This is a genomic window from Paucibacter hankyongi, assembly GCF_037482915.1.
GTDB lineage: Bacteria > Pseudomonadota > Gammaproteobacteria > Burkholderiales > Burkholderiaceae_C > Paucibacter_A > Paucibacter_A hankyongi.
Genome location: NZ_JBBHJX010000010.1, coordinates 84,245 through 105,249, shown reverse-complemented (window position 1 = coordinate 105,249; position 21,005 = coordinate 84,245). Strand labels below are relative to the sequence as shown.

At 65.4% G+C, this 21,005-nt stretch carries 19 protein-coding genes; 16 read left to right on the top strand and 3 right to left on the bottom strand.

The window, feature by feature from the left end:
• Nucleotides 1-12: 12 nt before the first annotated feature.
• On the bottom strand, nucleotides 13-1,761 hold the full coding sequence (locus tag WG899_RS15480; protein WP_339596551.1) for an LruC domain-containing protein: 1,749 nt from the start codon (nucleotides 1,759-1,761) through the stop codon (nucleotides 13-15).
• A 337-nt stretch (nucleotides 1,762-2,098) separates the two neighbouring features.
• Here WG899_RS15480 and WG899_RS15475 point away from each other — a divergent pair, with 337 nt between their 5' ends.
• The 7 genes from WG899_RS15475 (at nucleotide 2,099) to WG899_RS15445 (ending at nucleotide 6,504) form a co-directional block, all read left to right on the top strand.
• A complete protein-coding gene (locus WG899_RS15475; protein WP_339596550.1) occupies nucleotides 2,099-2,548 on the top strand; it encodes a hypothetical protein in 450 nt (149 codons plus the stop codon).
• 276 nt (nucleotides 2,549-2,824) lie between these two features.
• Nucleotides 2,825-3,109, top strand: coding sequence for a carboxymuconolactone decarboxylase family protein (locus WG899_RS15470; RefSeq protein WP_339596549.1), 285 nt, complete (start codon nucleotides 2,825-2,827; stop codon nucleotides 3,107-3,109).
• On the top strand, nucleotides 3,087-3,635 hold the full coding sequence (locus WG899_RS15465) for a P-loop nucleotide/nucleoside kinase family protein (protein WP_339596548.1): 549 nt from the start codon (nucleotides 3,087-3,089) through the stop codon (nucleotides 3,633-3,635). Before WG899_RS15470 ends, WG899_RS15465 begins: the two co-directional genes overlap by 23 nt.
• A 53-nt stretch (nucleotides 3,636-3,688) precedes the next feature.
• The gene (locus WG899_RS15460; RefSeq protein WP_339596547.1) at nucleotides 3,689-4,051 is read left to right on the top strand and encodes a nuclear transport factor 2 family protein; all 363 of its coding nucleotides are present in this window, start codon (nucleotides 3,689-3,691) and stop codon (nucleotides 4,049-4,051) included.
• 389 nt (nucleotides 4,052-4,440) lie between these two features.
• Entirely contained in the window at nucleotides 4,441-4,878 is a 438-nt protein-coding gene (locus WG899_RS15455) for an MAPEG family protein (RefSeq protein ID WP_339596546.1), read from the top strand.
• Nucleotides 4,879-5,054: 176 nt separating this feature from the next.
• A complete protein-coding gene (locus WG899_RS15450; RefSeq protein ID WP_339596545.1) occupies nucleotides 5,055-5,480 on the top strand; it encodes a PaaI family thioesterase in 426 nt (141 codons plus the stop codon).
• 85 nt (nucleotides 5,481-5,565) lie between these two features.
• The gene (locus WG899_RS15445) at nucleotides 5,566-6,504 is read left to right on the top strand and encodes a DMT family transporter (protein WP_339596544.1); all 939 of its coding nucleotides are present in this window, start codon (nucleotides 5,566-5,568) and stop codon (nucleotides 6,502-6,504) included.
• An 87-nt stretch (nucleotides 6,505-6,591) separates the two neighbouring features.
• Here WG899_RS15445 and WG899_RS15440 read toward each other — a convergent pair whose 3' ends face one another.
• Entirely contained in the window at nucleotides 6,592-7,968 is a 1,377-nt protein-coding gene (locus WG899_RS15440; RefSeq protein WP_339596543.1) for an O-antigen ligase family protein, read from the bottom strand.
• A 102-nt stretch (nucleotides 7,969-8,070) separates the two neighbouring features.
• On the opposite strand from WG899_RS15440, the gene WG899_RS15435 reads away from it, so the two are divergent.
• The 7 genes from WG899_RS15435 (at nucleotide 8,071) to WG899_RS15405 (ending at nucleotide 17,988) form a co-directional block, all read left to right on the top strand.
• Nucleotides 8,071-9,648, top strand: a complete 1,578-nt coding sequence (locus WG899_RS15435) for a lipopolysaccharide biosynthesis protein (RefSeq protein ID WP_339596542.1) — start codon at nucleotides 8,071-8,073, stop codon at nucleotides 9,646-9,648.
• On the top strand, nucleotides 9,645-10,655 hold the full coding sequence (locus tag WG899_RS15430) for an SLBB domain-containing protein (RefSeq protein ID WP_339596541.1): 1,011 nt from the start codon (nucleotides 9,645-9,647) through the stop codon (nucleotides 10,653-10,655). The genes WG899_RS15435 and WG899_RS15430 overlap by 4 nt, the downstream gene beginning before the upstream one ends.
• Nucleotides 10,656-10,760: 105 nt before the next feature.
• Nucleotides 10,761-13,769: a SpoIIE family protein phosphatase gene (locus WG899_RS15425; protein ID WP_339596540.1), complete on the top strand. Its 3,009-nt coding sequence runs from the start codon at nucleotides 10,761-10,763 to the stop codon at nucleotides 13,767-13,769.
• Between the two features lie 103 nt (nucleotides 13,770-13,872).
• The gene (locus tag WG899_RS15420; RefSeq protein ID WP_339596539.1) at nucleotides 13,873-14,925 is read left to right on the top strand and encodes a glycosyltransferase family 4 protein; all 1,053 of its coding nucleotides are present in this window, start codon (nucleotides 13,873-13,875) and stop codon (nucleotides 14,923-14,925) included.
• Between the two features lie 14 nt (nucleotides 14,926-14,939).
• Nucleotides 14,940-15,965: a glycosyltransferase family 2 protein gene (locus tag WG899_RS15415; RefSeq protein WP_339596538.1), complete on the top strand. Its 1,026-nt coding sequence runs from the start codon at nucleotides 14,940-14,942 to the stop codon at nucleotides 15,963-15,965.
• Nucleotides 15,962-16,588 (top strand): acyltransferase, encoded by a 627-nt coding sequence (locus WG899_RS15410; protein ID WP_339596537.1) that lies wholly within the window; start codon nucleotides 15,962-15,964, stop codon nucleotides 16,586-16,588. Before WG899_RS15415 ends, WG899_RS15410 begins: the two co-directional genes overlap by 4 nt.
• Nucleotides 16,585-17,988 (top strand): glycosyltransferase, encoded by a 1,404-nt coding sequence (locus tag WG899_RS15405; RefSeq protein WP_339596536.1) that lies wholly within the window; start codon nucleotides 16,585-16,587, stop codon nucleotides 17,986-17,988. Before WG899_RS15410 ends, WG899_RS15405 begins: the two co-directional genes overlap by 4 nt.
• Nucleotides 17,989-18,043: 55 nt before the next feature.
• Here the strand turns inward: WG899_RS15405 and WG899_RS15400 are convergent, their stop codons facing one another.
• Complete coding sequence (locus tag WG899_RS15400) at nucleotides 18,044-18,247, bottom strand: hypothetical protein (protein WP_339596535.1); 204 nt, start codon at nucleotides 18,245-18,247, stop codon at nucleotides 18,044-18,046.
• 244 nt (nucleotides 18,248-18,491) lie between these two features.
• Here WG899_RS15400 and WG899_RS15395 point away from each other — a divergent pair, with 244 nt between their 5' ends.
• Nucleotides 18,492-19,769, top strand: coding sequence for a glycosyltransferase family 4 protein (locus WG899_RS15395; RefSeq protein ID WP_339596534.1), 1,278 nt, complete (start codon nucleotides 18,492-18,494; stop codon nucleotides 19,767-19,769).
• Nucleotides 19,769-21,001, top strand: a complete 1,233-nt coding sequence (locus tag WG899_RS15390; protein WP_339596533.1) for a glycosyltransferase family 2 protein — start codon at nucleotides 19,769-19,771, stop codon at nucleotides 20,999-21,001. The genes WG899_RS15395 and WG899_RS15390 overlap by 1 nt, the downstream gene beginning before the upstream one ends.
• The last annotated feature ends 4 nt before the right edge of the window (nucleotides 21,002-21,005 follow it).

The following is a 21,005-nucleotide window of genomic DNA, read 5'->3' as shown; positions in this document are numbered from 1 at the left end:
AAGCAGCCGGGTTCAGGAACCAGCCGTGTACAAACAGGCCGGCACCTGGCCGGTGGCATACCAGTCGCGGGCATTGACACCGTTGCTGATGGCCCAGTCGGCAAAGCGCGGATAGCAGCTCAAGAGCTCGGCCCGCTCGGCCGGCCAGACCCAGCCCAGCGGCAGGTCCAGCGCCCAGGGGCGGCGCTGCGCGTCCATATAGGTGTAGCTGCTGCCGAATACGCTGCGGTCCATGCCCTCTCCAAACCAGCTGCGATCGGCCAGCGCGGTCGGTGCCTTGCCGGCGAGGTGAATCTCCTTGCCGCGCGCCGAGGTGCTGAAGATAAAGGGGTTGTAGGGCGAGGCGAACAGGCTGGAAGCCAAGGGCTGCGTGAAGTTGACATCCAGATGGAAGGCTACCGGCGGCGTCGCCGCGCAGCCTTTGTTGGTGTTGACAAAGCCGCAGCCATTGGCGGGATTGGAGGGCAGCGGCATATGCGTCTGGTTGTTGGCAAAGATGATGAAGCTGGCCTCGGTCTGGCCGGTCTCCACCGTCAAAGGCTGGGCCGCCGCCGCGCCGACACGCAGGCTGGCCGAGGCCACGCTATTGCGGCTGATGCCGGGCAGATGAACCCCGAAGCCGCTGGCATTGATACCGCCACGGGCCGCCAACTCATAGTCAACGCTGAGCGCCACCACCTGGCGCGCCGCATTCATGATCTCGCGGGTGCGGTAGCGCAGCACCACGTCGTTCATGTCGTAGTCGCCATGCTGAGGCCACTGGTCCTCATAGGCCAGCGTGCCCCAGGTGTCGGCGCCGGGGTAGTAGCGACTGAAGGCGCGAGTGGCGTCGTTGGGGAATTCGTCCAGCGCGTCCTTGACGCCGTCGCCGTCGCTGTCCAGATCGGCGGCCGAGACCAGCGTTTGCAGCGTGCTGATGTTCTGGATCGCCCGCCTCGGCGTCACATGCACAGCCAGCACCACATCATTGAAATCGTGGTCGCCGCCGGACTCCCGGTTGATGTCCTCAAAACCGATCACCAGGCGCTGGTAGCCATCGCTCGAGTCTGACGCGTCCTTCAGCATGATGGTGTGCACATTGAGGTTCTGCACACTGGAGGCTTCTGGGTTGAGTTGCCGCAAGGTGTAAAAGATCCAGGCCGGGCTGGCACTGTCCTTGACGCCTGCGATGCGTTGGCCATTCAGCAAGCGACCGGTGGAGGAGAAGCCATCCGAAACAATCATGAAGCCAAGCGCCTGCCCGGCCCTGAAGTTGCCCAGGTAGACGGTGTTCTGGTAGGTACCCACGGTGTCCAGCGGCGAACTGGTCGAGGCATTGGCGAAGATGATCTTCTCCTGCACCTGGGCCGGCGTGGTCGGTGGGTTGAGCGGGTCGTAGACAAAATAGCCGACGCTATTGCGGTAGCCGGCGCCTTCGGTCACAAATGTGACCCAGACCTCGGCGTCTTGGCTAAAGCGCACATTGGTTTTGTCGTCGCTGTCAGGGATCAGGCCCTGAGAATTGAGGCGGATGTCGCGGCCCTCGGGCAGCGTGTAGCGCACCTTGCTCAATAGATCGGCCGGCATCGCCGGTAGACCAGTGGGCAGGCGGCGGGAGAACTCGCTGATGGTTGGACCGCCGGTGCTGGTGTTGTAGTGCAAGCTGCCCGTGGGCGTGCCGAAATAGCTCCAGGTGATCACATTGCTGACGCGGGTGTAGGCCGTCAGCAAGCCGGCGGCCAGCAGCGCGGCGCAGAGTTTGAAGGCAAGTCCGTGTTTCATGGCGCTCATCCTTTCAAGGGGTTGAAGCGATTGAAACGCCAAGCCGGCTGGCATGTGTGGACAGATCGTGAACAAGCGAGCAAGTCCCCGCCTGGGTCTGGTTCCGAGCATGCACATGCGCGCAAGCCTGGCTCACGGACTGACTCGCTAAGATCAAGCCGCATCACCCATTTCACTGAGCAGCCCCACCGCACCACCTGCATCCGTGTGCCGGGCTTGACCGATCCACCAGGAGACCTGACTGATGACTGCAGCCCCCCTTTTGGCGAAGCCTTGGCTTTTCAGGAACTGGTTCTGGCCTCTTGCGGCCTTGCTGGTGATGGGCGATCTGAGCGCCTTGCACTTTGGCGGCTGGTCGAACTATCGGCCCGTCGAAGCGGCGCTATTGCTGGACTTTGTACTCGTCGTCCCCTTGCTCTACGTTTGGTGCTATCGCCACAAGGGCAAGGCCGCGGTCATTCAAGCCATTGCGCTGGCCTGTTTCGCCATCTGGGCGACGGGCAAAGCTATTCCCGAGCAGCATCAGCAATTGCTTCCCTCGCTGACCTGGCTTCGCTACGTAGGCCTGGCAGGGCTTCTCCTGCTCGAGATCAAGCTTGGCGTCGAGGTCTACAAGGCCGTGGTCTTTTCCGGGCAGTCCCAAGAAGCCGCGCGCGCGCGTTTCCAATCCGAAGGTATGCCCCCCTGGCTGGCGCGATTCATGGCCATGGAAGCCGCGCTATGGCGCAAGGCCTGGTTGTTTGTGAAGCGCAGCATTGGCGGCAATCGCGATGGACAAAAAGACTGACGGGCTACGTGCGCCCAGCCCCTAGGGCCCGATCAGCGCTCTTGCGCAAGCTCACTGGAATCTCCCATTCTCCAGTCGGCGCAACGCCCTATGAGGCAGTCATGGGCCATGCGCCACATGTCTCGGGGCCTTGGTCAAAGCTTGAAGAAGTATTCTTCTCGCGCTCCATCCTGCCTGCGAAACTCTTAGAGCAGGTTCGGCCAGCCCTAGCGCTTGCTCACGGCTGCGAGCACTGCATAGCAAAAAGGCGGTCCGCCTGAGTCAAGGCACGAAGCCATGCGTACTTCTCTCGCGGTAGGGCTGGCGCAGCTTTTCGCAGCCGATCACCGCGAGATCAACGAAGCTCAAATCAATATCATGCGCGAGCACTTTTCCGAGCCAGAACTCGTCGAACTTATTGCATTCATGGGGTTTATGTGGGCGGGCGGCACCTTCGGAAAGATTTTTGACATTCAGCCAACTCAAGGCTCCGAAGCCCTTGCGCCAAACATCTATCCCTTCCATCGAGTGGCATCAACCATCACCGGAAGCCTCAAACATGCCCATCGTCAGAATAATTGAAGGTCCCGTGGGAGCGGGGAAGTCGACGTTTTCCGGCTCGCTCGCGACCCGCACTGGTGGCGTCCATATTGCCCTGGACGAATGGTTCGCAAAGCTTTTCAGTCCAGATCGACCCGCGGGTGACCTCATCTCTTGGTACCTCGCTCGGAAAGAGCGTCTGCTGAGGCTCATCTGGACCCACAGCAAGGCCGTTCTAGCATCTGGATCAGATGTCATCCTCGAACTTGGTCTCATACAGCAGCAGCCGCGAATTGACTTTTGCCGCCAGGTCATTGGCGAAGGCTTTGGCCTTGTGATGTACGAGCTTGATGCGCCTAGAGAAGTACGCCGAGCACGCGTTCAGCACCGCAATTCAAATCAAGGCCCTACGTTTTCCATGGTCGTCCCGGACCATGTTTTTGAAATGGCCAGCAATATGTGGGAACCGTCGGACGAACTTGAACGCGACGAGTACAAAATTGAATACGTACGCTCTGATTTCAGTGAGGAAGTGATGGCTAACCATTCATTCAATGAGCACGCCTAAGGCTCCCCGTATATTCACAACGCAAGCCACACAAAACTAGATTCACTGCGCCCATGCCATCCCAAGAAACCCTTGAGTCGTTCATCAGCCTGGTCGAAGGCGGGCAAACTGTGGAAGCCATGCTCCGCTTCTACGCCGACCATGCCTCGATGCAGGAGAACGCAGTTGCGCCGCGAGTCGGCAAGAGTGTCTTGATCAAACACGAGACGGATGCGCTGGCTTCTATCGCCAGTTTGAAGGCATCATGCATTCGCCCCGTTTTCCGCTCCGGAGACTTTGTCGTCATCCGCTGGGTCTTCGAGATCCAAGATTTGAAGGGCCGGACCGTACGCTTTGAAGAACTCGCCCATCAACGGTGGGAAGGCGAACTCATGGCCGAGGAGCGGTTCTTCTATGACCCAGCGCAGCTCAAATAACCAGCAAGGAATGATCGAAAAGTGCAGCAGTGCTCGCCCTGTTCGCCCCCCCCCGCTTCCACGACTTTGGCCGCTTGCCTTCATCGTTAGGCCAATCATAAAAGGCCAGCTTAGATCTGAGCGGACGCTGATCGCGCTGAGCCTATTTTTTGCCGCGGCCTATGGTGTGCTCATGTGTACAGCGTTCGCCGGAGCAGCAGGGTTTGCACTTCTGGCCTGTCTGCATACTCATTGAATAACATCGTCTGTTTTCTAGCTTCGCTGCCAAACCCTTCTCTCTAGCAAACCTCAAACGACGGGCCGCGCTGCGCTCAGCAGTTGATCATCGAGACATGCAACCAGCCGATTTCGACCCCACAAATTTCAACGTTAGACAGTACTCCATCTAAATGACCTCGAACTCCCTTCTTCTCATTGCTGCTTGCCTGGCCCTGGTTCTGCTCACCGCAACCGTCGGCGGGGTGATGCTCTTCACCCGCGTCAGTGAAATGCGTCGGAAGCGCATTCATCCGCAGTCAGCGTCTAATTCGGCGCTGATGGCCGCCAAGCTCGAAAACATTCAGCCTGCGGACAACTTCAGGAACCTGTTTGAGGTTCCGGTTCTTTTCTACGCCTTGGCCGCCGTCGCCGTGGCGATTCATCAAGTTCCGACGTGGCTGGTGGCCTGCGCATGGGTGTACGTTGCGCTGCGAGCATTGCACAGCTTCATCCACTGCTCGTACAACAAGGTCTACCACCGACTGGCGGTCTTCTTGGCGAGCTTTGCTTTGCTGGTTGGCATGTGGGTGTGCTTCTTTGTCTCGATTGCCTCCGCAAATGCTGTTTAGGCAATGGCTCAAGGCTTTTTGCAACGGCTAGGCACTTCAAATCGAATTTGACTCTTGGACGCTTCCGAATTTCCAAAGTTCGGCGATTCAAAGGGCGCGCCAGTTGTGGAGCCAAACATGCGCTCTAAGGCAAGGCTGGGCATCACAGTTTTACTGAGTCCACGCGAAAGGCTTCCATGAGCGACATTCACAAGCGAATTTTCGAGAGCTTTAGCGCTCAGGGTCTGATGGCAACCCTCGGCGCAAAGCTTGTGCTGGTGGAAGAAGGCGAAGTCCATATCTCCATGCCCTACTCTGCAGGCTTGTCTCAGCAGCATGGCTATCTGCATGCTGGCGTAACAGCAAGCCTTGTAGATACTGCGTGTGGCTATGCAGCGCTGACCAAAGCGCCTCCTGGATACGAGGTTGTCTCAGCGGAGTTCAAGATCAATCTCATGCGCCCAGCACTGGGCGAACGGTTTCTGGCCATCGGAACAGTGCGCAGCGCGGGTAAGCTCCTGACGGTTTGCACGGGAGAAGTCAGAGCCTTTTCGGGAGCGGACAACAGTTCCTACAAGGTTGTCGCGCTCATGCAGGCAACCATGGTCAGCGTGCTCAAGTGAAGCTCAAGTCTTCAGCCCAGAGAGCTTTTCCTGGCAATCCAGACGCTAGGCCTAATCTCATCTCAAATATCAAACACCCTAGGCCATGACCACTCCCTCGGCCGTTTCAACACCCCAACCTTCAAGCACAGGCTTGGCGTTTGTGGCCGCCTGCGGGGCGGGCGTGCTTTGGGGCACTGGCGCTCTGATCGTGAACCTGCTGGTCGAGAAGCATGGGTTCTCGCCAGCGAACATTTCCTTCTGGCGCTTCCTTGTAGGGGCCGTCGTACTGCTGGCTGTTTTCGGAAGGCACATCTCTTGGAACCGACTACGCCCGCTGCTTGGGACCGTCCTGTTGGCAGGCGTAGGCATGGCGGGCTACGTGCTGTTGTGGTTTCTGGGCATTGAGCAAATGGGCGCAGCCGTGCCGACATTGATTGCGCTTTGCCTGCCGCCGGTGATCGTTACCGCCGTCGCCGTCGCTCGCGGACAAGAACGCGCGGACCTGCAACTCTTGTCGGTGCTTTCAGGCGCGATCATTGGAACGGCACTCATCGTTGTCCAGCATGGCCCTCAAGCCAACAGCAGCGGCTCGGCAAATGGGGCTCTACTCGGTGTCGTCTTTTCTGTAGGTTCAGCACTGCTCTACGCGGGCTTCTCCTCGATCAGCGGACGCATCTCTATTGCGCTCGGTGCGGGGCCTGCCACGGCTTGCCTGACCCTTGTGGCTGCTGCGGCAATGGGGCTGTTTGGCTTGTACCGCCCGCTGACGTGGCCCAGCGAGGTGCCGCCGCAGGCTTGGTTTCTTTACCTTGGTGTTGTGACCGCCGCGCTTGCATTGCTGGCCTTCAGCTGGGGGGCTGCACGCTTAAAGCCAACGGCATTGACCATCGCGACCCTGCTCGAACCGCTGACCGCCGTCGTTTTGTCTACCGTCCTGCTGGGCCAGCACCTCAGCGCCATGCAGTGGTTTGGCGGCGCGATGCTCCTGCTCAGCATCTGGGTCCTGGGTAAACGCGCCACAGGCAAACGGCCTTCGCACTGACCGAGAAGTCCAAGCTTAAGAGTGCTAGCTCGCAATGCCCCAGTGGCCCTGCCGGCTCGGCAGCCCCCTCACCGCGAGGCCAGGCTGCTAGGCAATGATGCCGCGAAACTCCGGCCGAGGCGGCGGGGCAAGAGGACGCTGGCCTGCGACCAAGGCATCCGTCGCAACCGTCTTGTGCTGCAGCATGCCCTGTGACCAGCCCAGCATCAAAAACAGCAGCGGCAACACCTGACCGCCCAAATAGACGGTGCCCAAGGACACGAATATGGTCAGAAACACCCCGGCGAGGGTGAAGGCCGGGCTGCGCTGATCGGCCGGCTCGGCCAGGCCGCGGCGCATGCATTGAACGCTGGCGCCGAGCAGCATCAGCAGCAACATCAGCGTGGCCGGCAGCCCATGCATCAGCGCCAGCAACAGGTAGTAGTTGTCGATCGACTCCATGCCGCGCACCTTGGGCCAGGTGGTGACGCCCCAGCCCAACCAGGCATGGTCAATGGCGATGTCCAGATACTTCTCAAACAAGACCTTGCGGTAAAGCGCCGACTCCTGGCTGGCGGTCAACTCCGTGCCGGGCTTGATGTCCAAATAGCTGCTCAGCAGCCAAGCCCCTAACAGCGCACCCACCAACACCAGCGCCGCGCTGATGCGCAGGGCCCGGCGCCGATCCAGGGCCTCGCCCACCAGGGCCAGACCGGCACCGATCAGCGCGCCCACCCAGGGACCACGCGCCACCGTCATCAGCATGCCGGCAAACAGCACCGCGGTGATCACCTTGGCCTTCGGCAGCGTCAGCCAGGGCAGATGGCGAAAGCGCGGCTCCCAATGCTCGCCCCATTGCAACCAGCGCTGCACCTGAAAGGCCAAGGCCATCACGATGCCAGCCAAGATGGCGTGCAAATAGGGACCGGCCACGCGCGCCATGCCGTGCCGGAAGGTGGTCACCCAGCCGCCGGCCTGGCCTGGAAAGAGCGGCTGAAGCAGGGCCAAAAAGGGGTTGAAGCCAAAGCGAAACTCCCACAGCCCGATCAGCGCCACCCCAAACACCAAGACCACCAGGCGCCGGGCAAAAGCGACCTGCAGACCCTGCGGCACGATCAGCAGCCGCGCCACGATATAGGGCGCCATCACCGAGGTCAGCATCGCGATGACCGAGTTCTGGGCGTCGGCATAGCCACGGCCGACATAGTCGGAGACGCTGACCCAGAGCACAAACACGCACATCAAACCATCCATCGGCGCGAACTTCCAGCCCGCCCGGTGCCGGCTGAGGGCCAACAGCACGATGGGCACGATGGCGGCCTGGTTGAAGTTCGGGTGGCCGGGCAGGCCAGGTACCATCACCTTGAATGAGTCTGGCAAGAGCAGCAAGACCGGTAGATAAACCCGCAGCAAGGCCTGCGCCGGCCCATGCCGCAGGGCCACCACGGCAGCGGCAATCAGCGCGAGGTAGATGATCAGGCTCATGCCGGCAGTGTCCGGCGCCTCTGGGCGATTGACTAGACCCGCGGCCAGCAAGTTCACAGTCTTGCCACTCTTGGCCGGGCGCGAGCGAGCCCAATGCCAAACATGCAAGCCCAGACCTGCCCCACCCCCAGCAGCGTTGGCGATATGTGCTTCGGCATGGGCGCCAAGCTGCTCTACGCGGCCACCCGCGTGGCACTGCCGCCGCTGGCCCTGACGCATATGGGGCTGGGCGATTACGGACTGTGGTCGACCTGCTTTGTGCTGGTCAGCTATATCGGCATGTGCGCGTCCGGCTTCTCTTTGATCTATCTGCGCCAGACCGCGCTGCTGCACCAGCGCGGTGATGTGGCCGCGATCTCGCGCCTCTTGTCGACCGGCATATTGGCGATGGGCGGCCTGACCCTGCTGCTTTTGTTGGGCGTTTGGCTGGCCCTGCCCGCGCTGCTCAGCCTGTTCAAGATTGCACCGGCGCAGCAGGCGCTGGCGGCGCAACTCTGGCTCGGCGCGGCCGCCATCTTCCTGGCCGATATGAGCTTGGGCGCCTTTGCCAATGTGCTGCACGCGGTGGGCCGGCTGCGCCAGGAGCAGCGCGTCTGGGTGGCCGCCTTTGTGCTGGAGGCGCTGCTGATCGTGGGGCTGCTGCAGGTGGGCCTGGGGGTGCGCGCCCTGCTGCTGGCCTTTGGCGCGCGCTATCTGTTCTCGGGCAGTGCCAATGCCTGGCTGGCGCACGGGGCCTTGCCGGGGCTGCGCTTGTCACCACGGCTGTTTGAACCGGCGCGGCTGAAGCAGTTCTTTGCCTACGGCGCCGGCATGCAGTTGTCTGGCCTGCTCTCCACCGCCCTGCAGTCGGCGGACCGTTTGCTGGCGGGCAGCCTGATCGGCCCGCAGGCAGCGGCGCTGTTTGATCTGGCCGCCAAGCTGCCGGTGACCGCCTCGGCCGCCACGTCCAGCGCCAACGGCGTGGCGGTTTCCGCGGCGGCCCGCCACGATGCACAGGGCGCCCAAGCCGCGCTGCGCGCCGTCTACCTCGATGCCAGCCGCATCAGCGCGGCCAGCCTTGGCCTGGTGCTGCCCTTCTTTGCCCTGTTCGCCGAGCCGCTGAGCCGCGCCTGGCTGGGCACCCTGCCGAACACCGCCCTGGTCGCGCCGCTGATGCTGTGGCTGAGCCTGGGCCTGCACGCCCATATGCTGACCGGGCCGGGGACGGCGGTGGCGCGCGGCCAGGGCCGGCTCAGCGGCGACTTTGTCTATCACGGCCTGCGCCTGCTTGGCCTGGGCTTGGCGCTGGCCTGGAGCCTGCGGGCCGGCGCCGCCAGTCTTCAACTACCGGCACTGGCCCAAGCCCTGTGCCTGGGCCAAAGCGCCGCCGCGGCCAGCTTTCTACTCTGGTCGCACCGGCGGCTGCAAGGCCGCTGGCAAGACCTGACCCTGCAGACACTGCTGCCGACGCTGTGGGCCTACCTGCTGGGCGCCCTGCTCGCCTGGAGCCTGATGCCGCTGCTGCAAAGCCTGCCGTCTCGCGCAGCGCTGCTGCTGGGCCTGGGTCTGGCGTTGGCAATTTGGCTGATCTTGGCTGGCCTGTTGCTGCAGGCGCTGCTGCTGCGCCCGGCCGAGCGGCAGCAGCTGCGCCAAGCCCTGCGCAATCGTCTGCCAACCCGCTTGCGTTGGAGGTTCGTATGAACAAGTTACCGCTGCTCCGATCCTGCCTATTGCTGATGGCCATCGCCCTGCTTGGCGCCTTGGCGGCCTGCGCGAGCCGGCCGCTGTCGAGCGAGCTGCAGCGGCTGCCGCCCTTCAAGGCGGTGGACAAGTCGGTGGACTTCCCGCCCACCGAGTCGCTGGCCGAAATGGAGGAATCGAACGACCCGGTCTACCGCCTCGGAGCCGGCGATGTGCTGTCGCTGCAGGTCTGGGGGCGACCCGAGCTGAGCGGCCGCCATGTGCTGGGCCCCGACGGCGTGCTGACCGTGCCGATGGCCGGCCCGGCCAAGATCGGCACGCTGACACGCGAGGAAGCGGCCGCCCAGGTGCGCCAACAACTGAATCGCTTCTACATCGACCCACAGGTGCAGTTCAGCGTCGAGCAATACACCTCGAACCGCCTGACAGTCTTGGGCCGGGTTGCCAATCCGGGCCTACTGAGCTTCGACAAAATGCCCACCTTGTTGGAGGCGCTGGCCAAGGCCGGCTCGCTGCCGGTGATCGACAAGCAGGCCACGCTGACCCGCTGCGCCATCATCCGCGGCCGAGACAAGCTGATCTGGGTCGACCTGAAGACGCTGCTGAATGGCGGCGATGTGCGCCTGAACCTGCGCATGAAACCGGGCGACCTGATCTACATCCCCGACTCGGCCGACACCATGGTCTATGTGCTGGGTGCGGTGTTGCGGCCGGGCGCCTACCGGCTGACCCCGGACATGTCCATCATGGATGCCCTGGCCACCGCCGGCGGCCCCAACGAGGACGCGCAGCCGAAGAAGATTGGTTTGTACCGCCCGGCGCGCAAAGAGCTGGAGCTGGTCGACCTGCAGACACTGATGGACGGCAGCCGACGCGTCAACTATGCGCTGGAAGAAGGCGATGTGATCTTCGTGCCCAAGAGCGGCATGGCCGAGTTCGGCTACTTCAGTCGTCAGCTGGCGGCCGGGCTGTCTTTCATGACGCTTGGTCTGGCGGTTGGCAAATAGGCAAATAGGCAAGCAGGCAAGCAAGAGCTGCTCCGCACTTCTCCTCTACAGTCAAGACCTCGCCCAGACTGCCTCGGCTCAACCCCATTCGCAGCGCCTGCCAAGATGCCCAGCTCTTTGCCCAGTCAGCCGCCCAAGCCCGCTCCCGGCAGCCGCCGCTTGACGGTCGCGGCCTGGCTCAGTGCCCTGCTGCTGGGTGCGATGGCGCTGGGTTTCGTGCTCTATGCGGCGCGCGAGGTGCACAAGCAGCAGTCCGAAAGAATCCGGCTCGAGGCCCGCGTGCTGGAGGCCCAGACCTCCAGCGCCCTGGCCGAGGCCGAGGCCTTGCTACGTGCCCTGCAGCCTTGGGTCGCCCGGTTGGAGCCCTCCGCCGGCCCGGCCGACGAACAGCTCAACACCCTGCTACAAGACAGCTTGGCCGGCCGGCCGTTCTTGCGCAGCCTGTCTTGGCTGGACGCAGCGGGCCGGGTACGCGCCAGCAGCGAGCCCGCCAATCGGGGCCAACAGATTTCGGCCCAGACGCTAGGCCTGCCGAGACCTCGCTTCGAGCTCGGCTTGGCCCATCTGGCGCCACTGGCCCAGGGCCGTGAGCTGCACGAACTGAACGCGCTCGCAACGGCAAGCGCCCGGCCCGGTGCTGCTAACCCAGACCCGAAACAAAGGCTGGCCTTGCCGATGCTGATGATGCTGGGCACGCCGGAGCAGCCCAGCTATCTGCTGGCCTTGATCAACCCGGAGCATTTCGCCACCCAGTTTGAGCGTTACCTCGACGGCAGCCCAAGCCGCGCCCTGCTGCTGACGCAGAGCGGCCACATGCTCGTCGGCAGCGCCGCGGTCCACATCCCGGCCGGTACCTCGCTGCGTGATTTGACGGCGGTACAACGCCAGCAGAACGAGCGCGAATTCGCCAGCGACGACGGCCCCGGCTCGGACGGCAGCAGGGTGCTGAGCGCCTTTCGCCTGACGCGCGCCTGGCCCTTGCTGCTGCTGGTGGAGCAACCCTACGCCCAGCTGCGCCATGAGCTGACGCCGGTGTTGGCCTGGGCACTGGGCTTTTTGTGGCTGGGTTGGACATGCCTGGTCGGGGCGCACTGGGCCATCCAACGTGCGCTGCGCCGCGATCAGCGCATGCGGCTGGACGTCGACGCTGCCCAGGCGGCCACGCGCCGCAGCGAGCAGCGCAAGCTGGCCATTCTGCAAAGCTCGCCGGACGGCATCGTCACCATCGACGCCCAGGGCCGGGTGATCGACTTCAACACCTCGGCCGAACGGATGTTCGGCTACGCCGCCGCCGAGGCGATTGGCCGGCCGATGCACGAGCTGCTGGTGCCGCCGCAGCAACACCAGGCCCATCTGGCCGGCATGGCGCGCTACCGCAGCAGCGGCGTGCCGCATGTGCTGAATCAGCGCCTGGAACTCGAGGCCCAATGTGCCAATGGCAAGACCTTGCCGGTCGAGTTGACCATCGTGTCGGTAATGACCGAGGCGGGCGAACTCTTCACCGCCACGCTGCGCGACATCAGCGCCCGGCTGCGCACCGAGAAAGCCTTGCGCGCCAGCCGTGAACTGCTCGACAAGACCGGCCGCATTGGCGCCATCGGCGGCTGGGAGTTCGATGTTGAAACGCATGAGCTGCGCTGGACCGAGGAGACACTGCGCATCCACGACCTCGAGCCCGACCAACAGCCAACGCTGCAGCAGGCCATCGAGTACTTCGCCCCGGAGGCGCAAGCACCGCTGCGCGAGGCCATGCAACTGAGCATCGCGCGCGGCGAGGGCTTTGACCTGGAGCTGCCGCTGATCACCGCCAAAGGCCGCCGTCTGTGGGTCCGTGCGGTCAGCCGCGCCGATATGGTGGACGGCAAACCGGTGCGCCTGTCGGGGGCGATTCAAGACATCACCGCGCGCCGCCGTGTCGAAGCCGAGCTGCAGGCGGCGCGCCAACGCGAGTTGCAGGTCGGCGCCCGCATCCAGCAGTCGCTGCTGGTGACGCCAACCCCGCCGCAGATCGATGGCTTGCAGATCAGCAGTTATGGCCAGGCCTCGCAAGGCATAGACGGCGACTTCGTCGAGGTGGTACGGATGGGCGAGCATTGCGTCGACATCATCACCGGCGATGTGATGGGCAAAGGCCTGGCGGCCGCCATGATGGGCGCCGCCACCAAGCTGCAGTTCAGCCGCTCCATTGCCGAGCTGCTGACGCATACGATCGCCGGCCAAGCCCTGCCGCGGCCGGCCGCCGTGGTGGCCGCCGTGCACCAAGCCATGACGCCAGCCCTGCAGGGCTTGGACGCCTTTGTGACGCTGTGCTATTTGCGCATCGACACCGCCGCCGGGCGGCTGACCTGGGTCGGCTGCGGTCATGAGGAAACGCTGCTGATCCATGCCGACGGCAGCAGCCGCTCGCTGCCCAACCAGCACCCGCCGCTGGGCGTCTTGGACCAGGCCGACTACCGCGAGGATGAGTTGGACATGGCCAGCGACGACGCGCTGTTCCTGTGCTCCGACGGCGTCACCGACGCCTTGCGCGACGACGGCGAGCGAATCGGGCGCGAGCGGGTCGCTGCGGCCGTGATCGAGCGCGTGCTGGAGCACGACAGCCCGGCCGCGGTGCTGCACAGCCTGCGGCGCGACCTGCTAGGCGGCAAAGTTGAGCTGAAGGACGATGTCACCCTGGTGCTGGCCCAGGGCCACCGCCGTACAGCCGCCCGCATCGAGCTACCGCTGCAACTGGCGTCGCTGCGGGCGCTGCGCGGCTTCATCGGCCAGCATTGTTTGAAGGCCGGGCTGGACGAGTTGGCCAGCGGCCTGCTGGAGGTGGCCGGCGTGGAGGCTTTCACCAATATCGTGCGCCACGGCAAGGGCCTGTTGGCCGGCGCGCCGGCCGAGCTGTTAATCCGCCGCGAGGGCCAGAACTTATTGCTCGAGCTGATCCACCTGGGCCAGCCCTTCGAGCCGCCCGAGCAACTGCCGGAAACCAATTTCGGCGAGTTCCCGGAAGGCGGCTTTGGCCTGGAGATCATCCACGGCGCCAGCGACAGCGTGCGCTATTTGCACCACGAGGGCGTCAACACAATACGGATGAGCAAGCGCTTGCCAGCCGGCCGCGCCTGAGGCCTTGCTGCTCAGCCTGTCCCGCCGAGTTTGCAATGCTGTGACACCCTAAGGCCTGGTCGGCGCTGCAATAGAGCCCTGCACTCGCGCAAGGAGCTCGCTCATGATGCCCACCCTGGCCTATGTCCTGCACAGCGGACAGTTATTCGGCACCGAACGCATGGCCCTGGCCACCTTGCAGGCCCTGCGCCCGCAGTTTGAGGGCCTGATCATTGCGCCGCCCGGCCCGGTGCATGCCGCGGCACTAGCGGCGGGCCTGCGCAGCCTGGCCTGCGGCGGCCGCTGGGCCATGCTTCGGGCATTGACCCAGCAACTGCGACGCCAACCGCACAGCGCGGTGCTCAGCACCGGGGTCTGGCAGGCCCTGGCCACCGCCGGTCTGCAAGCCCTGCTGGGCGGGCGCGGCGCGCATCTGCATATGGTGCACGGCGGCACCGACGAACGCTTGAGTTATGGCCGCAAGCGCCTGCTCGTCGGCCTCAATATCCGGCTGGTGGCGGTCTCCGACTTCGTCCGCCAGCGCCTGCTCGCTCATGGCGTGGCGGACGCCGCCATCACCGTATTGCCGAACTTCCTGCCTCGGCCTGCAGGCGCTGCATCCAGCCCGGCCTGGCCGCCCGTGCGAGAACGCCTTCAACGAGTGATCTTGCTGAGCCGGCTCGACCGCATCAAACGGGTCGGCCTGCTCTTCGATGCGCTGGACCACACGCCGGAGTTGCGCGATCTGCAATTCGACATCTATGGCTCGGGCGAGGAGGCCGAGCTCTTGCAACAGCGCGCCCGCCGCCACCCGAACGTCAAGCTGCACGGCTTTGTCGCCGAGGCCGCCGCCGAGCTGGGCCGCGCCGACCTACTGCTGCACACCTGCCCCGAGGAGCCCTTTGGCCTGGTCTTGCTGGAAGCCTTTGCCGCCGGCGTGCCAGTGCTGGTGCCGAACAGCGGCGGCACGGCCGACATTGTGCGAGACGGCATCAATGGCTGGCAGTTCAGCGCCAATGACGGCATCGCCCTCGGCCAGCGCCTGCGCCAGTTGATGCAGCTGCCACCGGCGCAGCTGTGGCGCGTCAGCGCTGGCGGGCGCGCCTCGCTGGCCAAGGACTATGCGGCCGAGCGGCTGCTGCCACGTTTGACCGAGTTGCTGCGAGGTGCCACATGAATACGGCTTCATCCATGGAATTCAAGAGCGTCGACATCAGCGTGGTCGTGATCGGTCGCAACGAGGGCGAACGCCTGCGAGACTGCTTGCAATCGGTGCACGCCGCCGACTGGTTGGGCCTGCGCCATGAGCTGATCTATGTGGACTCGAACTCGCTGGACGGCAGCCCGGCGCTGGCGCTGAGCTTGGGCGCGCGCGTGCTGGGCCTGGGGACCCAGCGCCCCTGCGCCGCCGCCGGCCGCAATATCGGCTGGCGCGCCGCCCGCGGCCCGCTGCTGCTGTTTCTGGACGGCGACACCCTGCTCGACCCGCACTTCCTGGCCCAGGCCCTGCCCTCGCTGGCCGACCCACAGGTGGCGGCGGTCTGGGGCCACCGGCGCGAAAGTCGGCCGAGCCAATCGATCTACACCCGCGTGCTCGATCTGGATTGGGTCTTCGCCCCCGGCCGGGTTGACTATTTCGGCGGTGACGCGCTGGTGCGGCGGGCCGCACTGCAGGCCGCCGACGGTTTCGATGACCAGTTGGTGGCCGGCGAGGAACCCGAGCTGTGCCGGCGTCTGCGCGCCCTCGGCTGGCAGATCGAGCATATCGACGCCCCGATGACGCGCCACGACCTGGCCATCAACAGCTTGGCCGGCTGGTGGCTGCGCGCCGAGCGTGCCGGCCTGGCCTATGCCCAGGTGGCGGCGCGTTATGCCGGCAGCGCCGACCCGCTTTGGAGCGCGGAGCTGCGCCGCAACCGCCGCCATGCTGCGGCCCTCTTGGGCGGACCCGCCTTGATCGCCCTGCTGGCCTGGCTGCTGCCCGCGCTGGCACCGGTCTTGCTGCTCGCCGGCCTGCTGTTCGGCCTCGGCGTCTTGCACCGTTCGGCCCAGCGCTGTCGCTGGAAATGTCCCGACAGCCCCGTGCTGGCCTGGTCTTATGCGCTGCATTCCCATCTGCAGCAAATTCCCATCCTGATCGGCCAGTGGCGTTGGTGGCGGCTGCAGCGTCGGCGGCAGGCGCCGAGCCTGATCGAGTACCGGAGGGCAACGCGATGAGGCCCGCCATCAAGGCCCTGCTGTCGCGCCTCTTGCAGCCGCTGGCCGGCGCTTGGCAAAGGCTGGGCCCAGCTTGCCTGCGTTTGTGGTCCCACGCCAGCTTAGGCTCCGGCCTGGGCCGAGCCATCGATCCCTCGGTGGTCATCGAGGGGCCGGTTGAGCTGCATGGCACGCGGCGCATCACCCTCGGCCAAGGCCTCTACCTCTACCCCGAGCAGTATTGGGAAACCCGCGCCGAGGGCTGCATCCGTATCGGCGATGGCGTGGTGCTGTCGCGCGGCGTTCATCTGGTCGCCTATGCCGGCCTCAGCATTGGCGCCGGCAGCATGATTGGCGAATACGCCAGCCTGCGCGACGCCAACCACCGTCGCCCCAGCGGCTGCTGGCACAGCCTGGCGCTGCGCGACAGCGGCCACAGCGCCGCGCCCATCAGCATCGGCCGCAATGTCTGGATCGGCCGTGGCGCCGTGGTGCTGGCCGGGGTCCGCATCGGTGACGGCGCGGTGGTCGGCGCGAATGCGGTGGTGACCCATGATGTGCCGGCCGGCGCGGTGGTCGGCGGCGTGCCAGCGCGTCCGCTGCCGGCGGGTTCAAGCCTGGGCACGCAAAAGGTGGCGGCATGAAGACCCCGCCCACCGACAGCCCCGCGCCGCTCTTGCTGCTGGCTTACCAATGTGGGCCGGGACTCGGTTCGGTCTCGCAGATCGGCTGGCAATGGTTCAGCGGCATGGCCGCACGCCGCCCGACCACGCTGCTGACCCATGTGCGCAATCGCGCCGCCATCGAGGCCGAGGGCCCGCCGCCGAGCGGCAGCGAGGTCCTCTACATCGACACCGAATGGTTCGCCGGCCCGCTCTACCGGTTGGCGAAGCGCTGCTTTCCGCGCAGCGAACACGCGGTCTTCATGCTCTCGCAGTTGGACTGGTTTTTGTTTGACGCACTGGCGCTGCGCCGGCTCAGGCAACTGCGCCGCGACGGGGCCCGCTGGCGGCTCTTGCACCTGGTCACGCCGGTCACCGTGTCGGCGCCGACCCGCCTGCACCGGCTCGGCCTGCCGGTGCTGCGCGGCCCCTTGAACTGCGGGCTGCAGACACCGCCCGGCTTTGAACAAGTGCTGCAGGAAGACGCGTTGGGCCTGGCGCGCCTGCGCTTGCTGCCGCGTTTTTTGGAGGCATGCCTGGGTTCGCTGCGGCACAGCCGCGCGGTGCTGGTGGCCACGGCCGCGACCCGCGCCGCCCTGCCCTCGAGCGTACGCGAACGCAGCCTGCCCATACTGGAAAACGCTATCGATCCGCATCGCTTTGAAGCGGCGCGGCCGGCCGAAGCCTCACAGCGGATAAACCCGGCAGACCCCCATTCGGCGCCGATCTTGCGGGTCTGTTTTGTCGGTCGCCTGGTCGCCGTCAAGGCGCTCGGTCTGCTCTTGCAGGCGCAGGCCAGGTTGCTGCAGCAAAACATCCCGATTTCGCTCGAGGTGGTCGGCGACGGGCCGATGCGCGCCACTTGGCAAGCCCAGGCAGAGTCCCACGGACTGAGCCGGTGGGTGCGCTGGCGAGGGGCCTTGGGCGCCGAAGCGGTGGTCGAAGCGATGCAGCGCTGTCAGGTTTTTTGTCTGCCCTCGGTGCGCGAATCCGGCGGCGCCGTGCTGCTGGAGGCGATGGCCTGCGGCCGGCCGGTGATAGGCATGAACTTCGGCGGGCCGGCCGAGATCGTTGATGCCGAAGTGGGTTGGCGCATTGAGATGGGCAGCGAGGCCGAGGCCGTTACCGGCCTGTGTGCGGCGCTCGAGGAGGCGCAGGCCCATCCCGAAGAAGCCGCCGCACGCGGTGCCCGTGCGCGTGAACGGGTGCTGGCTCAACACACCTGGCAGGCCCGGCTGGATGCCGCCGAGACGCTTTATGCGCAGCTGCTGGCCCAGCCTCAGCCGGCCCAGCCCGCGCTCAAGGACGCCGACCGGTGCGCAGCCCCGAGCGTCGCCGGACTCGCCGCCAACGACTCAAGAGCAGCCAAAGCAAGACGTTAGCGGCCATGGCCGCGGCGTCGCAAACTGGCGCGCCCATCGTTTGGCAGAGTAGTCCTCATACCGACAACCAGTAGAGCAGCAAGGCCGCCATGGCGATGAGCACGGCCAGGCCGCACACACCGAACAGGCTGCGGCGCAGCAGTGACTGGCCCTTGCGCGAGCGCGATAGCGCCTCGCCGGGCTCGAACAGATCCTCAGCAAAGGCTTCGCTGCGGTACAGGGAACGTGGGGTGATGGGTGCGGGGGGTTCGCTGAGCATTGCGCCTCCTCTTGGCTCGGGCTCGACCTGTTATTCGGCCTGGCCCGAACTATCGCGGCCGCCGGCCGCGCGCCGCGCACCGAGCGGTAATCGCTCCGTGTCAATTGCAAGCAGATGTTTCCTAGGCGGCTAAATGCGCTGCGCAAGTTCAGGGTTTGCAGTCCTGTCACAACTCGGCGCTCGCTCGGGCCTGTAATCAGACCCAGCCAAGAACGCTCTTGGCGCCTCGAACAAGGATGCTGCCATGCCACTCACTCGTCCACCCATGGTTCCGCACCCCGACCCGGAGGAAAGCGGCGCCATCGCTTATCTGGTCAGCCGCTACCCGGCGGTGTCGCACACCTTCATCCTGCGCGAGGTGCTGGGCCTGCGCGAGTTGGGTCTGCGGGTCGAGGTCGCCTCGATCAATCCGCCCGACCGCTTGCATGAACAGATGACAGCGGAGGAACGCAGCGAGGCGCTGCGCAGCTACGGCATCAAGCAGCATGGACTGCTGGGCGCGCTGCTGGCCTTGTTGTGGGCACTCGGCACCCGGCCGCTGGCCTTGCTGCGTACGCTGCTCACGGCAATGGGCTTCGGGCGCGGCTTCAGGCGTGTGTATGCGCTGGCCTATGCGGTCGAGGCGGCCATGGTGGTGCGTTGGATGCGGCGGCGCGAGTTGCAGCATCTGCATGTGCATTTCGGCAATGCCGCGGCCACGGTCGGCATGCTCGTCAAGACACTCGGTGGCGCCGGGCTGTCGATGACGATCCACGGCCCCGATGAGTTCGACGATGTGCCGGGCCAGTTGCTGCGCCAGAAGGTGGCCAGCGCCGACCGCATCGTCTGCATCAGCCAGTTCGCGCGCAGCCAGCTGATGCGGCTGACGCCGCCCTCGCAATGGCACAAATTGCAGCTGTGCCGGCTCGGCGTCGACCTGAGCCAGTTCGCGCGGCAAGCGCAGGCCGGCGCCAGCGGGCCCATGCGCCTGCTCTGTGTCGGTCGTCTGACGCCCGCCAAGGGTCAGCTCTTGCTGCTGCAAGCCTGCGCCGAACTGCGCCGCCGCGACCTAGACTTTCAGCTCACCCTGGTCGGCGATGGCCCCGATCTGGCACGACTGAAGGACGCGGTGCGCCGCTACGGTCTGCATGAGCAGGTGCATTTCACCGGCCCGCTGAATCAGTTTCAGGTGCGCGACGAGCTCAGTCATGCCGATGTTTTTGTCCTGCCCAGCTTGGCCGAGGGGATTCCGGTCGTCCTGATGGAGGCCATGGCCAGTGGCCTGCCTTGCATCAGCAGCCCGGTGATGGGCATTCCGGAACTGTTGGTACATGAGCGCAGCGGCCTGCTGGCCGCGCCGGGCGATGTGCAGGCCTTGACGGCACAGCTGCAGCGCCTGATCGAAGACGCCGGCCTGCGCGGGCGGCTCGCCGCCGAAGGGCGGCTGCAAGTCGAGCGCGGCTTTCACCTGCGCAAAAACGTCGCCGCGCTGGCCGAGATCTTCGGCAGCCTGCCGGCGGTCGGACTGCAGGGAGCACGGTGATGGACACTTCGCTGAATCAGCTCTTCAGTGGCCTGTTCAACGACATATGGGCCGGCTTGCCCGGTTGGCTGCAAGCCCTTGGCGCGCTCGCCTGCCTGATCAGCCTGCCGGGCAGCCTCTACCTCGCGCTGCTGACGCTGGCCGCCCTGTGCGCCCCGGCCCAGCGAGCCAGCAAGAAGTTGAATGCCGCCTCGGCCGCGCTCGAAATCGTGCTGCTGGTGCCGGCCCACAACGAGTCCGAAGGCATCTTGCGCACGCTGCGCAGCCTGAAGGCCGCCTTGCTCGGTGACAGCCATGCCCGCATCGTCGTGGTGGCCGACAACTGCGAGGACGACACCGCCGCGCTGGCGCGGGCCGAGGGCGTGGAGGTGCTGGAGCGCCACGACCCCTTGCTGCGCGGCAAGGGCCATGCGCTGCGCTATGCCTTCGAACACATTGGCGTGGCGGACTGGTTCATCGTCATAGATGCCGACACCGATGTTGAACGCGACTTTCTGCCGCGCATGCGCCGCGCCATGGCCAGCGACGCCGATGCGCTGCAATGCCGCTACCGCGTGCGCGACCCGCTCAGTCACCCACGTGCCACGCTGGCCGATGTGGCGCTGGGCGCCTGGAATGTCTTGCGCCCGCGGGGCCGCGCGGCCCTGGGCCTGTCGGCCGGCATCCTCGGCAATGGCTTCGCCTTGTCGCGGCGCACGCTGCAGCGCCTGCCCTATGGCGCCGGCTCGATTGTCGAAGACGTTGAGTACCACCAGATGCTGCTGCAAGCCGGTCTGGGGGTGCATTGGGTAGACGACACCCAGGTGCGCGGCGATATGCCAGCCGCCAGCGACGCCGCGGCTCAGCAGCGCGCGCGCTGGGAAGGCGGCCGGTTGAGGCTGCTGCTGGACCGGGCCGTCCCGCTGCTCGGCGCCGTTATGAGCGGCCGCTGGCGCTTGCTCGACCCGCTGCTCGACCTGTGCCTGCTGCCGCTGGCCTGGCATTGCGCGCTATTGCTGCTAGCCCTCTGGCTGGGCGGGCCGCTGGCCCAGCTCGCGGCCTCGCTCGGCCTGCTCGTGCTCGCGCTGCATGTGGGCTTGGCGCTGCACCTGATCGGGGCCGGGCGTGCCCATCTGCTGGCCCTGCTGGATGTGCCGCTTTATCTGTGCTGGAAGCTTGGCCTGGCCGGGCGGGTCTGGCGCAGCGCCCAACGGCGCGCGGCCTGGGTGCGCAGTGCCCGACGTCAACCCTGATCGG